General features: G+C 45.6%; 17 protein-coding genes. All 17 read right to left on the bottom strand.

All coding sequences use genetic code 11. The annotated features are described in order from the left end of the window. Window positions 1-15 precede the first annotated feature (15 nt). A complete protein-coding gene (cmk, locus tag CH367_RS05420) occupies window positions 16-708 on the bottom strand; it encodes a (d)CMP kinase (protein ID WP_100761486.1) in 693 nt (230 codons plus the stop codon). Continuing rightward, window positions 701-2,023 (bottom strand): 3-phosphoshikimate 1-carboxyvinyltransferase, encoded by a 1,323-nt coding sequence (aroA, locus tag CH367_RS05415; protein ID WP_100761485.1) that lies wholly within the window; start codon window positions 2,021-2,023, stop codon window positions 701-703. Before aroA ends, cmk begins: the two co-directional genes overlap by 8 nt. Continuing rightward, a complete protein-coding gene (locus tag CH367_RS05410; protein ID WP_100761484.1) occupies window positions 2,004-2,921 on the bottom strand; it encodes a prephenate dehydrogenase in 918 nt (305 codons plus the stop codon). The genes aroA and CH367_RS05410 overlap by 20 nt, the downstream gene beginning before the upstream one ends. Beyond that, window positions 2,918-4,009, bottom strand: a complete 1,092-nt coding sequence (gene pheA / locus CH367_RS05405; protein ID WP_100761483.1) for a prephenate dehydratase — start codon at window positions 4,007-4,009, stop codon at window positions 2,918-2,920. Before pheA ends, CH367_RS05410 begins: the two co-directional genes overlap by 4 nt. Further along, on the bottom strand, window positions 4,002-4,565 hold the full coding sequence (scpB, locus tag CH367_RS05400; RefSeq protein WP_100761482.1) for an SMC-Scp complex subunit ScpB: 564 nt from the start codon (window positions 4,563-4,565) through the stop codon (window positions 4,002-4,004). Before scpB ends, pheA begins: the two co-directional genes overlap by 8 nt. Then, a complete protein-coding gene (locus tag CH367_RS05395; RefSeq protein WP_100761481.1) occupies window positions 4,532-5,317 on the bottom strand; it encodes a segregation and condensation protein A in 786 nt (261 codons plus the stop codon). The genes scpB and CH367_RS05395 overlap by 34 nt, the downstream gene beginning before the upstream one ends. Before the next feature lie 15 nt (window positions 5,318-5,332). Next, window positions 5,333-5,695 (bottom strand): response regulator, encoded by a 363-nt coding sequence (locus tag CH367_RS05390; protein WP_004458304.1) that lies wholly within the window; start codon window positions 5,693-5,695, stop codon window positions 5,333-5,335. Between the two features lies 1 nt (window position 5,696). Then, window positions 5,697-6,770, bottom strand: coding sequence for a protein-glutamate methylesterase/protein-glutamine glutaminase (locus tag CH367_RS05385; protein WP_100761480.1), 1,074 nt, complete (start codon window positions 6,768-6,770; stop codon window positions 5,697-5,699). Window positions 6,771-6,775: 5 nt separating this feature from the next. Beyond that, a complete protein-coding gene (locus tag CH367_RS05380) occupies window positions 6,776-10,027 on the bottom strand; it encodes a chemotaxis protein CheW (protein WP_100761479.1) in 3,252 nt (1,083 codons plus the stop codon). Further along, the gene (locus CH367_RS05375; protein ID WP_100761478.1) at window positions 10,027-10,521 is read right to left on the bottom strand and encodes a chemotaxis protein CheW; all 495 of its coding nucleotides are present in this window, start codon (window positions 10,519-10,521) and stop codon (window positions 10,027-10,029) included. Before CH367_RS05375 ends, CH367_RS05380 begins: the two co-directional genes overlap by 1 nt. 150 nt (window positions 10,522-10,671) lie before the next feature. Continuing rightward, the gene (locus tag CH367_RS05370) at window positions 10,672-11,202 is read right to left on the bottom strand and encodes a 5-formyltetrahydrofolate cyclo-ligase (RefSeq protein WP_100761477.1); all 531 of its coding nucleotides are present in this window, start codon (window positions 11,200-11,202) and stop codon (window positions 10,672-10,674) included. Window positions 11,203-11,247: 45 nt separating this feature from the next. Then, window positions 11,248-11,562: a cell division protein ZapA gene (locus CH367_RS05365; protein WP_100761476.1), complete on the bottom strand. Its 315-nt coding sequence runs from the start codon at window positions 11,560-11,562 to the stop codon at window positions 11,248-11,250. 8 nt (window positions 11,563-11,570) lie between these two features. Further along, entirely contained in the window at window positions 11,571-12,239 is a 669-nt protein-coding gene (locus CH367_RS05360) for a coiled-coil domain-containing protein (protein WP_100761475.1), read from the bottom strand. 88 nt (window positions 12,240-12,327) lie between these two features. Further along, window positions 12,328-12,681 (bottom strand): 50S ribosomal protein L20, encoded by a 354-nt coding sequence (gene rplT, locus CH367_RS05355; RefSeq protein ID WP_100761474.1) that lies wholly within the window; start codon window positions 12,679-12,681, stop codon window positions 12,328-12,330. Continuing rightward, a complete protein-coding gene (gene rpmI / locus CH367_RS05350; protein ID WP_100761473.1) occupies window positions 12,681-12,884 on the bottom strand; it encodes a 50S ribosomal protein L35 in 204 nt (67 codons plus the stop codon). Before rpmI ends, rplT begins: the two co-directional genes overlap by 1 nt. A gap of 32 nt (window positions 12,885-12,916) precedes the next feature. Beyond that, entirely contained in the window at window positions 12,917-13,456 is a 540-nt protein-coding gene (gene infC / locus CH367_RS05345) for a translation initiation factor IF-3 (RefSeq protein WP_100761472.1), read from the bottom strand. Window positions 13,457-13,708: 252 nt separating this feature from the next. Beyond that, window positions 13,709-15,625, bottom strand: a complete 1,917-nt coding sequence (thrS, locus tag CH367_RS05340; RefSeq protein ID WP_100761471.1) for a threonine--tRNA ligase — start codon at window positions 15,623-15,625, stop codon at window positions 13,709-13,711. Window positions 15,626-15,726: the final 101 nt, after the last annotated feature.

The following is a 15,726-nucleotide window of genomic DNA, read 5'->3' as shown; positions in this document are numbered from 1 at the left end:
GGAAAATTTCGGGGATCATCGATCCAGAATCTCAAGGATCTTGCTAATTACACTATTTTTGGAGAGGATATCAGTGTCAATTAGGAATGCGTCCTTTGCTTGATAAAGAGGCGCGATTTCCCTTTCCATATCCGATTTGTCGCGAAGGATAATTTCTCTTTCGATCTCATCGGAATCGGCGGCAATCCCCTGCTCTTTCAGTTGTAAAAATCTTCTTTCAGCGCGCACCTTGGAGGAGGCCGTTAAATAGAATTTAAACTTCGCGTCCGGAAAAACTTCGGTTCCGATATCGCGTCCGTCCATAATCAATTTGTAAAGTTTCGCGAGAGAATGGAGTTCCTTATTTACGAAGTCCCTGTAAATTCTTTGGTTCGCGATATGTTTGATTTCTCTCGTGATTTCCGGGGTTCGGATCGCGAGAGAAACGTCCTCTCCGTTCAGAAGAATTTTGTTTTCATTTCCCGCCGAAAATTCGGAAAGAATGTGAGCTCCGGAAATCGAATCTTTCGCATCGGAGGTTTTGACCCAATCCGGAAATTCTCCCGCGTTAGTCGCCTTTTGGTATCTCCGAAATAGAAAAAGGGTCAACGCGCGATAGAATGCGCCCGTATCCAAGTAATTGAAACCGATCTTTTCGGCGATTTGTCTCGCGACGGTGCTTTTTCCCGAACCCGCAGGTCCGTCGAGCGCGATCACATTCTCATTCATAAAGACATCCTTGAAGCAGGGTTTCAAAACCCGGAAAAGAAGTTTCGATCCAGGAGGTTTCGTCGATTTCTAAATCGAAACCGGAAAGCGCCTTTAGGATCAAAAAGCTCATCGCGATTCTATGATCCATATAGGAAAGAATGGAGATCTTCTTTCCTTTGGAAAGTTCACCCCATACTTCCTCGGATTTCTTAGAGGTTCCGTCTAACGCATAACCGTCCGGATATTCCTCAACTTCGATTCCAAGCGCGCGGAAGTTGGAAACCATCGTGTGAATCCGATCCGATTCTTTTGCGCGAAGTTCTTCGGCGTGACGGATCTCAAAACCGCCTTCGGAAAAAAGACCGGCCACGGAAAGGATCGGAATCTCGTCGATGATCGAAGGAATCAACGATTCCGGAATATTCGTTTTCTTTAATACAGAGGGATATGTTTTCAAATCGCCCACGGGTTCGCCGCATTCGATTCTTCGGTTGAGAATTTCGATCTTCGCGCCCATCAGTTCCAGAGCGGTCAAAATTCCCGTTCTCGCAGGATTGAGTCCTATGTTTTGTATGAGAAGATTCCCTTCTTTTGCCAAAACTCCGAGCACCAAAAAGAACGCCGCAGAAGAGATATCTCCGGGAACCTTAAATTCTCCTCCGTTCAAAACATAAGGAGGTTTGATCTTAAAATGCAACGGTGAAATCCGTTCGATCCTGTTTCCCAAAAATTGAAACATGTTTTCGGTATGATCTCGGGATAGTATGTTTTCCGAATATTCCAATTCCGTTGAGGAGGCGATGGCCGCGAGCATCAAACAGGATTTGATCTGCGCGCTCGCGATCGGACTTTCGTAACGAAAGCCGTTTAACTTCTTACCCGAAATTTGCAGAGGGGCGGTTTCTTTTTCTCCGAGTCCTACGATCGAAGCGCCCATGGCCGTTAAAGGTTTGATGATTCTTCCCATCGGACGTTTTTTCAAAGAATCGTCTCCGGTCAAAGTCGCGTTCACGTTCGGAAGTCCGCAGATTAGTCCCGCCGATAGACGAATTCCCGTACCCGCGTTTCCGAAATCCAATTCCACGTTAGGCGAAATAAGTGCGTCCTTTCCGGGACTTTCGAATTCGTATTCTCCCGGTTTGATCTTTTGGGATTTTAATCCGAGTTTTGTAAACGCGGACATCGTGTTCAAAGGATCTTCGGCCTCGAGAAATCCGGTGACCTTGGACCGACCCTTGGAAAGAGCCGCAAACAAAACGGAACGATGCGAAAGGGATTTGTCTCCGGGGACCGTGATTTCCCTGGACTTGAGTTTAGTGTTTCTTGGAATCATCCTGGTTCTTCAAAATATAATCCCTGGATCTTCGGGAGGTTTCCATAAAACCTTCCCATTCTTCGTGATTCAGAGTGTTCTTTGGATTCAATTTTTCTAATATAATATCGAGGCGATCCCGGTAGTCCAAAAGGGAATTGTAAATTTCCTCCTGGTTGGAAGCGAAGATCGCGGACCACATCTTCGGATTGGAACCCGCGATCCGAGTCATATCGCGAAACCCTCCCCCGTTCAACGGAATCGGAGAAAGATCCGTGTATTGTTTTACGATCTTTTGATTGGCCGCCCAGTCCGCCATGATCGAGGAAAGTATATGAGGAGAATGTGATAGATACGAAAGAATCGAATCGTGTTTATCCGCGGGAATTTCGATCGTTTCCATTCCGATTTTTTTCCAGAAAGAATCCAAACTCTTCCCTACTTCGGGTCTTGCGTTTTTCGGACAGGTGAGAATACAAAGCCTTCCTTCGTATAAAGAAGCGTTTGCGAACTCTAATCCCGATTCCTCGGAACCGCACATGGGATGCGAAGAAACATAATTGTGTGCGTTCGGAAAACGGGCTTCCACCGCGTGAACGATTTCTTTTTTTGTGGAACCGAGATCGGTGAACACACCTTCGTAATCCAAGGGAAGTTCGGAGATCAGTTTCACTGTGAGATCGACTGGGACTCCGAATATGATAAAATCGTAATCTTTCCAATTCTTGGAGGAATGAAATTCTTCCGAGGTAAGAATTTCGTCCGCCGACTTAAGGGATTCTCCCTTTGTCTTACTTTTGGTCGAACTTACGACTCCGGTGACTCGGGAATCGATTCCTTTTTTTTTGAGAGCAAGAGACAAAGAGGCGCCCATCAGTCCGAGACCGTATATGAGAATATTAGAAAATTCTGATTTCACAGGCTTTGAGGAGACATCGGATAGGAACCGAGGACTCTTAAAAAGATCGTGTTTTCTTTCAGACTGGAAAGAACCTTTTGGATGGATTCGTCCTTTTGATGACCGTTGAAATCGATGAAGAAGTTATATTCCCAGGAATTTCTTCTCGTAGGTCTGGATTCTATCTTGGTAAGATTCAATTGATGATCGAAGAAAGGTTTTAATACCCGATACAACGCACCGGGTTTATCGGGACAAGAGAAGACGACGGAGGTTTTATCGTTCCCGGTGGGAGGACATTGATTTTTTCCGATGATCAAAAAGCGAGTCGTGTTGTCCGCGAGGTCTTCGATCGATTCTCGGATTAAACTGAGTCCGTAAATTTCAGCCGCGATGGAAGACGCGATCGCCGCGCATCCTTCTTTTTTTTCCGCAACGATCTGCGCGGCCTTTGCCGTGGAAGAAGTTTCCACGATCTCTACGTGAGGAAGATTTGCGGCCAACCAGTTTTTACACTGAGAGTTTGCGATCTTGATTCCGTATAAGGTTTTGATTTTGGAAAGATCGTGTTCGAATCCGAGAAGGCTGATGCTGATTCTTAAGTAATGTTCGGAATAGATGAGAAGATCGGAGACCAAAAACTGATCGAGTGTGGAATTCACAAGACCTTCGCTCGAGTTTTCCACCGGAACAACCCCGTAGTCTATCTTATCGGTTTCGACCGCGCGAAACACGTCTGGAATGGAATTGAATTCCAGAGCTTGGATCGAAGCTCCGAAACGAGTACGAACCGCTTGGTTGGAAAAAGAACCCGCAGGTCCGAGATAACCGATTTCCAATCCCTTTTCAACGGAGATGGAACCGGACATGATTTCACGGTAGATCGCAATGAGAACCTTATCGGGAAGCGGTCCTCCGCTCAAAGACTTTATCTTTTCATAAACTTCTTTTTCACGATCGGGACGAAAGACTGGTTCGTTTCTTTCCCGTTTGATTTCTCCGATCTTCGATACGAATTCGGTACGGGCTTGGATCGCCTTTACGATTTCCTGATCCAGGGAATCGATCTGATCTCGGTATGTTTTTAGTTGTTGATCCAAGTCACTCATTTTCGAGTAAATCGTCCAGGTTTTCGAATTTTAGCTCTTTTACTTCCACGGGAGCCGGAAGATCCGATAGTTTATTCAAACCGAAATGAATCAAGAATTCTTTCGTGGTCCCGTAAAGCGCGGGTCTTCCGGGAACTTCCTTGTTTCCGATCGGTTTGATCAGTTTTTTCGAAATCAGAGAGGTCACCATCGCCCTCGAAGAAACGCCTCGGATCTCGTCTATCTCCGGTAAGGTGATGGGTTGTTTGTATGCGATGATTGCAAGAGTGTCGAGACTGGACTTGGAAAGTTGTTCTCTTCTTTTTTCCTTGAAGATGTTCCCGAGAATTTCGGAATACCCTTCGTTGGTCACGAATTGATACGCGCCGCTGATTTCCTTCAAAAGAAAACCGCCGTTTTTTTCGGAGTAGTCTAAAACGAGTTCGTCTAGGATTTCTCTGGCTTCCGTCTTTTCCATCTCTGCGGACTTAGCGATGCTCGCCAATTTCAGAGGTTCGCCGGAAACGAATAGTAAAGCCTCGATCAATCCCTTGAGTTTTGTCCTGTCCCGTTCCACTGTTCCTCGATCAGAAATAAACGGATTTCCCCGAAAAGCTTATGTTGTTTAGCCCGGAGAATCCTCTGCTTACTTAGTTCCAGCAATGCCAGAAAAGTGGCAACGATTTCTGCCTTTTCAGGAACTTCCTTCTCGAATAAATCCGGAAAAGAGACTTCCTTTTTTTCTCGGAGGGAAGAAAGAATTTTTTCCATTTTCTCTTCCACCGTGAATCGGTGAGGTGTGGTGAGTAAGGCGGGAATCTCCGCGTCGTCCGCTTTGGATTCGAGAATTTCGTTGAATGCCGAAATCAAATCGAGAAGAGAAACGTCGAGCCAGTTGTCTTCTTCCTCTAAGGTGACGTTGGATTCCCTTCTGAAAACTCCGGCCTGGGTTTGATCGATATCGGAAAGCCGTTTGGCGGTAAGCTGGAATTTTTTATGTTCTAAAAGTTTTTCTACAAGTTCGGGAGGAAGGGGCGGCTCGTAGTCTTCTTCTTCAAAACCCGGATCCGGCAACAAGGCCTTGGATTTGAGATAGATAAGATTGGCCGCCATCAAGGCGTATTCGGCGCTGAGTTCTAAGGAAAGAGTCTCTGAAATCCGCAGGAAACTTAAAAAATCACGGGTGATGCGAGAGAGAGAAACATCAAAGATGTCCACTTTATAACTTTCAATCAAATTCCAGAGGACTGAAAGAGGTCCTTCGGTCAAACCTCCCTCTGAATTGTTCCATTGAACTACAAAGGACTTACCGGATTCTTCATTCTCCATTCAAAGACATCTGCCTTATGAGTTAAGAGCTTTATCCGCCGCCTGCTGGAGTCTTTCCGGAGAAAACGGTTTTACGACGAAGTCTTTGACTCCCATCTTGATCGCTTTTGCCAAAAGGTCTTCCTGACCAAGAGCGGTAACCATGATGATTCTCGCTTTCGCATCCAACTTGAATATTTCCTGAGCGGCTTCGATCCCGTCTTTTTCACGCATGGTAATGTCCATCGTGACCAGATCGGGCTTCAAAGACTTATACTGCTCCACTGCAATATTCCCGTTTTCAGCTTCGCCTACGATCTCATGACCGGTTTGCGTAAGCGCGTCTTTTACCATGGTTCTCATGAATTTGGCATCATCCACAACGAGAATTCTGGCCATATTAAATTCCTCTCTCTTTCAAAATGATTTGGATCCTATTGATGATTTCAGTAATAGGCTCGATATATTCGACGCCTCCCATTTCAACAGCCTGACGGTTCATTCCATAAATTACGGAAGTTTGTTCGTCCTGCGCGATCGTGGAACCGCCGGCTTCCCTGACTTTTACCATGGCCGCCGAGCCGTCCTTTCCCATGCCGGTCATGATTACGCCGACAATCCCGCTTTTATATTCTTCAATCGCGCTGTTTAGGAGAACTTCAATGGAAGGTCTGTGTCCATTTACGGGAGCTTCCCTGTTCAGGGCAATCCATTTCCTCCCACCACGAGATTGAATGGAAAGATGCGCGTCTCCCGGAGCAACGTAGCCCGTATTTGGTTCTATCGGCTCGCCGTCCTCCGCTTCCTTAACTTTAATTTTAGAATGATCGTTGAGTCTCATCGCAAACGCCTTCGTAAAACCGGCGGGCATATGTTGAACTACGAAAATCGGCAGGGAAATGTCCGCGGGAACTCTCGAAAAAACTTCCTGCAAGGCCCGAGGTCCGCCTGTGGAAGTACCGATGCAGATCGCGTGAACGGGCGACTTTTTTGCGTGTACTCCTCCGGCAGGAACCGAAGGGATCGGGACTTTTTTTAATGCGACATTGGAGGGAACTTGAATGCGGCTTTCGAAGTACGCGAGAATTTTCGTTTTTAAAATGTTTCCGATTTCTTCTGGATCGAATTGAAACGCGCTAGAAGGTTTGGGAACAAAGTCGATGGCTCCGTATTCCAAGGCTTTAAAGGTCGCTTCGGCTCCGTTCTGAGTCAGAACGGAAAGCATGATAACCGGAATGCCCAACTTCTTTTTTTGAATTTCGTGAAGCGCGGTCAAACCGTCCATCACGGGCATTTCCACGTCGAGAATGATCACGTCCGGATTCAATTTTTGAGCGAGCTCGATACAATCGACGCCGGTTTTACCCGTGGCGACTACGAGAATTTTGGAATCCTTTTGAATCTGATCTGAGATGATATTTCTGACTAAAAGAGAATCATCGACAATGACGGCGCGAACCGGACTTGGAACCATCTGGATTAAAACCTCGGAATCAACTCGATCAGTTCGTCAAAGTCCGGAAGGAATAAAAGCACTCCTAAAAGGTCGTTCCCCTCGTGATTGAATTCTGTAAGCATACTTAAGAACTTGGTTCTCTCCGGTTTTACCACGTCCAGGACCTGCATGAACGTTCCCTCTAAAAACTCGGGAACGGAAGGCATAACGCTGGCCTTCGCCTTATTCGATATGGAGTTCATTACCGAAGAACAAACGATGTTGGAAATCTCGCTTAACATCGATTTGGCGTCGTCGTTCAGACCGGCGCCCGAAGGTAATGCGGAACCGAGAAGTTCTCTTGCAAGATTCCCCGCGTTTTCTCTGGAGAACATCATCAGAAGATTTCCGTTTAAGTCTCCGTTCATACGGATTCTCAAACCGTAAAAATGATCGTCCGAAAAACGAATCTCTTCCGCGAGACCGTCCCGATCGTTCATGATGATTTCAGGAATAAAAAGATCGATGTTCTTTTTCAAAAGTTGGGAAAGAACCATACCCGCATTCATCATACCGGTATTGACCACGTTTTCCAGTTTTTTGATTTCTTCCTTGGAGAGCGCGCCTTTGAAATCCTTGGCCGGACCGACGGACATCGTTCTTTCTTTCTTTTGAGATAAGAAGCTGTCGATGATCGCCTTCGCGCGTTTTTGTTCGTCCGCGCTCGCGCTTTGATCGAGTGCGATGTCCGTGATATGCGAACGATATTCTTCCTCGGATTTGGAAACGAAAGGTTTACGAGGTGAGGAAGGAGTATCCGAATAAGAAGTTACGGTCGGAGGCGCGGTCGTTTGCGGAGCGTCCGGAATGGAAACGTCCGCAGAAGAAGGAAGTTGTCTTTCTTGCGGAGCTTTCATTTCCACGCTGAGAGCCGCGGCCAATTCTTTTTCTTCGCGGATCACTTCCTCTTTGTCCACGACGATACGTTTCATCTCTCGAGCGCGTTCGGTCTTTTTCTTTTTCAGACGTTCGCGGTTCGTGATGTCGTGTAGTTTGTGATTGTAGACGTTCGTAGGATTCGTCGTTTTTTGAATATAGAGTTCTTCCTCTCTTTCCGCGGAATGAATCGAACTGATTCTCCGCATCGTTTCCAAATGGTGATGGACCACGGTTTCCGCGTCCTCGAGTTCGGAAGCGATCTCCACGATTCCGGGAATATCCAAAACCATAATGATGGTTCCGTCTCCCATGATGGAAGCTCCGGTAAGACCGTGGATGTTTTTGAAATTCTTTTCGAGAGACTTGATGACCGTCTCGTGTTTGCCCACGAGTTCATCGACCATAAATCCGATCTTGCGACCCTTGTATTGAACGATAACGACCGGAAATTCTTCCCTGTCTGTTTTGTCCTGAAGACCGATGATTCGGTTGAGTCTGTAGATCGGAAGAACCTCTCCTCTGAGATTGATGATTTCGTTTCCTTCGAGAGTTGTGATCTGATCGTTGTGGATCTTGATCGTTTCGTTGACCTCGGAAAGAGGAAAGGCGTAAACCTCTTCCTCCATAAGAACGAGAATCGAAGGAATGATCGCGAGCGCCTGAGGAAAGGAAAGAACGAACGAAGTTCCCTGACCTTTCGTGCTGTTGATGAGAATCTTTCCTTTGAATTCCTGAATCAGATTGTTCACTACGTTCATACCCACGCCGCGGCCTGAAATATCGGTGATCGTTTCTGCGGTGGAAAATCCGGCTTGAAAGATGAATTGAAAAATTTCCTGTTCCGTGAGATTCGAAGCTTCGGTTGCGTTTACGAGTCCCTTTTCGATCGCCTTGCGAAGAATTTTTTCCGCGTCCAAACCGCGACCGTCGTCTCGAATCTCCACCATGATGTTGCTTCCACCTTGGTAAGAATTGAGTTCCACGGTTCCGGTTTCGGATTTACCCGCGGCAACGCGTTCGGCCGGAGTTTCGATACCGTGATCGACGGAGTTACGGAGTAAATGAAGAAGCGGTTCGCCGAGAGCATCGATGACTTTTTTATCGAGTTCGGTCGATTCTCCGCTGAGAATCAAGTTCACTTTTTTACCGGTTTCCAAAGAAAGATCTCTCACAAGTCTGGAGAATCTTCTAAACACCGTGGAAATCTGAACCATACGAATGTTCATGATGCCGGATTGAAGTTCTTTGGAGATTCGATTGATCAAATCGATTCTGGATTTGAGATCGTTGAAAAGTTGATCCTCTCCGAAGATACGAACCAAGTCGTCGTAGATTCTTTGAAAGCCCGAATTCGTGATGATAAGCTCGCCCACGTTGTTCATAAGTTGATCGAGTTTATCGGAAGATACTTTAATACTTTTTAATGTGACTCTGGACTCGGAAGCGGCCATGTCGTCGTCCATCTTAAAGCCCGCGCTCGCCGCAACTTCTTCCTGAATGATCGGAACGTATTCCTGAACGTCGAGGGATTCCACCATATCGACGTTAGCCGCCGTGCGGATTTGGTCGAAGGATTCGGAGGAAAGAAACAACAACGCGATGGACGTCACGTCGACGCCCTTTTCCAATTCTTCCAAATCGGGAACGGATTTGTAAACAACGCCGAGGTTCTTTAAGTTCTGGAGAATCAAAGAAAAACGAAGACCTTTCATCGGAGAATCTTTTCCGAGCGTCACCGAAATCTTCCAGCACTTGCCGGACTTTTTAATTTCTTCTTCGAGTTCCCGAGCTTCTTCCGTTTCGAGACGAATTTCCAATCCGTTGTTGGAAACGGATTTTGCAGAAGCTACAGCGGGTGCGGAAGCCGGAGCCGAACTCGATGTTTCTACCGGTTTGGGCGCAGGAGCGGAAGGCGCAGTTGTGCTTGGAGCGGCTTGTGCCGAAGCGCCCGCAACTCCCGAAAAAGAAGAAGGATCTTTTTCATACGCGTCCAGTTTTTGAATCATCTCCGTAAACGGAGTGTCGATTTTTTTTCCTTCGGCGACGTTTCGGATAACGTATTTAATAAGATCAAAACATTGAAACAGAAGATTGACGAGCGGAAGTTTAACTTCGAGTTTTCCGTCCCGAGTCAACTGAAGAAGATTCTCCATTTTATGGTTGAGATCGGAAAGATTGTATAAACCTACGAAAGCCGCGGAACTTTTTAAGGAGTGAGCCGCGCGAAATATATCGTTGATGATCGAAAGATTCTTATGATCCGCTTCCAACCGAAGAAGGTTGGCGTTGAGTTCCTCGATTTGATCTTCCGATTCTTCGAGAAAGAGTTCCGTGTATTCTCCGAGAATTCCAGCCATTAGATTGCCTCCTGTTCGAAGTTGATCAGGACGGATAAATTTAAGTTAAGTATCAAAGTTTCCTCCGCCTGGCTGACAGATTCTATTAAAGAACTGTAATTGAGAGTGAGATCGTCGGTGGCCTTACTGATTTTGTCTAATTGAATTTTTACGACTTGTTTCACAGTATCCACGAGAATCCCGGCGCGTTTTTCGTCGTGAACGACTACGATAATTCTTGTGGAAGGAATAATATCGCTGTAGCCGATTCCGAAAACCTGCTTTAGATCTAATATCGGAATGATCTCACCTCTGAGATTAATCACTCCTAAAATATAATCGTCTCCGTTCGGAATTCTTGTGATGGGAACCGGTTTTAGAATTTCGTGAATTTTCAGAATATCGATTCCGAAAATCTCCTCTTCCACGTTGAAAGTCAGATATTCTTTCTGGGATTCCGTGATCTTATCCGCTTCTAAGGATTCGAGATATTGTCTATTATCAAATGATGCCATGATTGTTTACCCGACGGCTCCCCTACAAAATCCAGGATCAATATATAAAACAGATTGCGATTTGTTTTTCAAGAACAATCGAAAGAAAGAATTCCCCAAACCTAAAAATTCTTACGCTATCCATCAAATAGACAGTATTTTACCGCTTTTTCAGACGATTTGATAGATTTTTTTCTCCGTAATCACTCGACCCACTCTTATGTCGTGATCTTCTTTCGCAAAGCTCGCCGGAAAGAGTTCTTCGTAAGTAAGTCCGATTAATTTGTTAGGACTTACGTCATAGAGAGTCCGATCGTAAAAGCCAGCACCGCGTCCGAGCCGATATCCGAGTTCGTCGTAACCAAGGGCAGGTACGACAATCCATTCGGCTTCGTGGAAATCCAATGTCTTTGTTCCCTTGGGTTCCGAAATTCCAAACGGTCCGTCCTCCCAGGTTTCGGGGAGAATGAATTCCAATTTCTGATCCATCATCTTTGGGAAATATATTTCCTTGTCGGAATCCACCCAGCCCAAAAGTTTCGGGTTCACTTTGACTTCCCATTTATCGGGAGCGTATGCGATGATCTTGCGCGCGTCCGCGGTAATTTCCTTTAAAAACCCGAGAATGGCGAGATCTTTGGATTCCCTTTCTTCCAAAAGGGTAAGAAGAGTTCGGAGTGCGTTTCTGGACTGAAGTTTCAAGGAGAATCGTCGCTAAGAGATCAAATTTTTATAGGTCAAAAAAAATCAAAGGTCTCCGATGATTCCTTCTTCCAACATCGTAATCAGCTTTCTGGTTTTTTCTTCGATCTCTCCGGTTCCGGTAGAAGAAACGGACGGAGAATCGTTTTTGATTTCTTTCGCTTGTTGCAATTCGTCCGCAAAATTGAGTGCGGCTAAGATGGCGAGTTTCTGTCTCGAAGCGCCGGGCATTCCGGCTCCGAGTTCTCTCAGTTTGCGATCCACTTCATCCGCGAGGGAATGAATGTAGTCTTCTCCCGTTTCACTGAGGATCGTGTATTCCTCTCCGAGGATTCTGACTTTTACCCTACGTGGGTCCATTTAGAAACTCAAGGTTTAGGATCGTCTTCGATGATGAGAAAGTCGTCGTCTTCATCCGCGTCGAAAACGCTGATCGCGTCGTCATCGTCTTCAATGATGATGTCGTCATCGTCGCCGGCCAACGGACTGAATTCTTCCGCAGATTCTTCCTCGTCGGATATTTCGATAATGTCCTCCTCCTTCTCGGGAACTTCGGTGATCAAAGAAATATCGTCGTCTTCTTCATCGAGTAATATGATTTCGTCGTCTTCGCCGAATTCGTCTTCCGCTGAGGAAGATTCCTTCACTACATTGGAAGCCGCGGCTGTAGTTGCGGACGCGGCGGCAATCGGCGCCGCGTTGGAACCGGAAGAAGGAGCCGAAGAAGCAGTCGCCCCTCCGCTTCCACCTTGAGGAAGAGAATCCAATCTTCCGAGAAGTTGATTGATCTTTCCTTCGAGTTTTTGTTCTCTTTCTTTGAGTTCTGTAAGTTCTGCGTTTGTTTTTTGGAGCTGTGTGCGGAGTGAAGAAAGTTCTTTTTCCTTCTCTTCCATCGCCAGTTTCATCTGGTCGTTTTCTGCTCGGAGAGTTTCGTTTTCAGATTCTAAGCGACCATTCTCAGCGCGAAGATCACCGATGAGTTCGAGGGCTTTTATGACCTTGCTTTCTAATTCTTCAATGGTCTCCATAGTGAGCATACCTGATTCTCCTTAAAAAACGATTCTCTGAAAACAGAAAAAGCCCTGTAAACTTACAGGGCTGTCGATTTTGGTCAAGCTGGATTGATTATCCGGCTACTTTGATTTTTTCGACCAGGGCGTTGAATACTTCCCGATCGCTAAAAGCCAGCTCTGCAAGGGACTTACGGTCCATGTTGATTCCCAGTTTCTTTAGAGAATTCATGAATACGGAATAAGACAAACCATTTTCTCTTGCGGCCGCGTTAATTCTAACGATCCAAAGTTTACGAAAATCTCTTTTCTTCGCTCTACGATCGCGGTAGGCCCACTGGCCCGCTTTCATTACCGCACTTTTTGCCGTTCTATATAGTTTAGAACGAGCGCCGCGGAATCCTTTCGCGTCTTTTAAGACTCTTCTTCTTCTGTTTTTGTGGATGGTTCCGTTGACTGCTCTAGGCATTATCGTACTCCATAAGGCATTAATCTGACGATTGATTTCCAGTCAGAATTGTTGACCAGGGTCACACCGCGAAGACGTCTTCTTCTTTTCGGTCCCTTTTTGGTCAAGATGTGACGGGTATTCATACTCTTGCGTTTGATTTTGTTGTTCTTAGTGAACTTGAAGCGCTTTGCCGCGGCTCTGTTCGTTTTCAACTTTGGCATTTTGATCTACCTTTAAATCCTATTTCCGGAAATTACTTCGGATTAATAATTACTACGATCTGTTTTCCGTCTTGAACCGGATCCCTTTCTGCGGAACCGAATTCTTTCAGGTCTTCGACCATTCTATAAACAACTTTCATTCCAAGATCGGAGTGCATCATCTCACGACCGCGAAAACGGAGACTGACTTTTACCTTGTCTCCCTTTCCAAGAAACTCTTGTGCGTGTTTCTTTTTGATATCGTAATCATGACTTTCGATCCGAGGACGGATCTTAATTTCTTTAACGTTGATTACGTGTTGTTTCTTTTTAGCCTCTTTACTCTTTTTGAGTAATTCGAATTTGTACTTACCATAATCAATAATCTTGCAAACGTGAACTTCTTGATCTCCGGATACTTCTACGAGATCTAAGTTTTCTTCTCTTGCTTTTCGAAGCGCTTCTTCGAAAGAAACGATCGCTACTCCGTCGTCCGAAACCAAACGAACACGGGAAACGCCCGTAATTTTCTCGTTGATTCGATGATTAAAAAGCTTATCCGTTGCTGATTTTTGACTCGGTTTCCTCTGCATTCATTCTCCGGCTAGATTTCCAAGATTTTATTCTTAGGCGTGTTTTCAAGCGATTTTTGACTCTATTTCGGGAGAATCAGCCTTTATTTCAAGCGGATTTTGCCGATTCGACCGATTCGTGAGAGTTCCCACGATTTCAGAGAATGAACGACTCGATTCCGCGTGAGAAAAGTAGGAGTTCCCACATTTTTCCCGATTCAATCCCGATCTTTTTACCGGAAAGCGTGGTAGTTCCTACATTCTCAAAAAAAATCAGTTCGCTTTGATCTCATCCTGAAGATTGGAGATAAAACCGGCCCGAGTCAGAGTTTTTGTATCCTCTTGACCGAGCTTTCTCACTGCGAGCGTTCCCGATTCCATTTCCTTTTCGCCCAAAACCAAAAGATAATTCGCCTTTTTTAAAATAGAATCCCGAATTTTCGCGCCGATCTTTTCGTTTCGAGTATCCATTTCCACACGGAAACCCGCGTCGATTAACTCGCGATAGACGTCCTTCGCGTAATCGGTTACCTTTTCGGTTACCGTCAAAATTCTTACCTGATTCGGAGAAATCCAAAGTGGGAATTTTCCTTCGTAGTGTTCGATGAGAATTCCGATGAATCGTTCCAAGGAACCGTAGATCGCCCTGTGAATCATCACCGGTCTTTTCTTTTGACCGTCGCTGTCCGTGTAATCCAAATCGAAACGTTCCGGCATGGAGAAGTCGACCTGAATCGTTCCGCACTGCCAGAGTCTTCCGATGGAATCCTTAATGTTGAATTCGATCTTCGGTCCGTAGAAAGCTCCCTCGCCTTCTTTGATTCCGTACGGAATTCCTTTTTTCTCAAGAGATAACTTGAGAGTGTTCGTCGCGAATTCCCAATCCTCGTCTCGGCCTTGCGATTTTTCGGGGCGAGTTGCGATGAAGGTTTTGAATTCGGAAAATCCGAATTTCTTATATACGGTAAACGTAAAGTCGATGATGTCCATCACTTCGGATTCGAGATGATCCAAAGGCGCGTAGATATGAGAATCGTCCTGAGTGAACGCTCTTACTCTGAATAGTCCGTGAAGAACTCCGTGCAATTCGTGACGATGAACGCTTCCGAACTCCGCAAACCGCAAAGGAAGTTCTCGGTAAGAATGAAGATGATGTTTGTAGATCAAGGAACATCCCGGACAGTTCATCGGCTTAAGAGCGTAGTCCTCTTCGTCGATATCCGTGAAATACATATTCTCGTGAAAGTTTTCCCAATGACCGGACTTCTTCCAAAGTTCGGCGGACAACATCGCCGGAGTTTTGATTTCCTGATAACCGCGTTTGTTGCATTCTCCTCTGAGATACTCAGCGAGTGAATTCCAAAGAATGGTTCCTTTCGGATGCCAGAACGGAAAACCGGGACCTTCTTTTTGAAAGGAGAATAGATCCATTTCCTTTCCGATCTTTCTGTGATCTCTTTTCTTCGCTTCTTCGATTTGAAAAAGATACGCGTCCAATTCTTTTTTGGAAGGAAACGCCACTCCGTAGATGCGAGTGAGCATCGCGTTATCCTTATCGGCCTTCCAATACGCGCCGGAGATCGCGGTTAGTTTAAAAGATTTTAATATTCCCGAATTCGGAACGTGAGGTCCTCGGCATAAGTCGAACCATTCTCCCATTCCGTAGATGGAAATGTCCCCGCTCGGGAATCCTTCAATCAGTTCGATCTTATACTTCTCACCGAGTTTTTGAAAGGTTTCGATCGCTTCAGTTTTCGAAACTACCTTTCTCCAAACCGGATGATCCGCCTTTACGATCTTCTCCATTTCGGCTTCGATCTTCGGAAAATCTTCGGGGGTGATGATCGTTCCTTGAAAATCGATGTCGTAATAAAAAAATCCGGGTCCGTTTTCGATCACGGGACCCACGGTGAGATTCGCATTCTTATATAAATTCTGAACCGCCATCCCGAGCAAGTGAGCCGCGGAATGTTGAAAGGTTTCCCAACCGTCTTTTTCGGCGTAGGTCAATACTTCTATGTTTGCATCCGTCTCTACCGTTCGGGATAAGTCCTGGATATCCTTGCCATTGAGACGTACGGCGAGCGCCTTGTTTTTTAAAAAAGGTAATTCTTTTTCGATGAAGTCTCTGTAAGTCGCGCCTTCGGAAACTTCTTTTACGGATTTGTCCGGCAGTGTTAGCCTATGCATATCGTATTCTATTCCAGGAATTAAATTGGGTGATCCCCTTTCCATTCGCGAAAATCGGACATATTTTTCAACCGATTTGCATTTGCGGGGGAAAAACCTTG

The sequence above is a fragment of the Leptospira barantonii genome (genome assembly GCF_002811925.1).
Lineage (GTDB): Bacteria > Spirochaetota > Leptospiria > Leptospirales > Leptospiraceae > Leptospira > Leptospira barantonii.
This window is presented reverse-complemented; position numbering and strand designations above follow the sequence as displayed.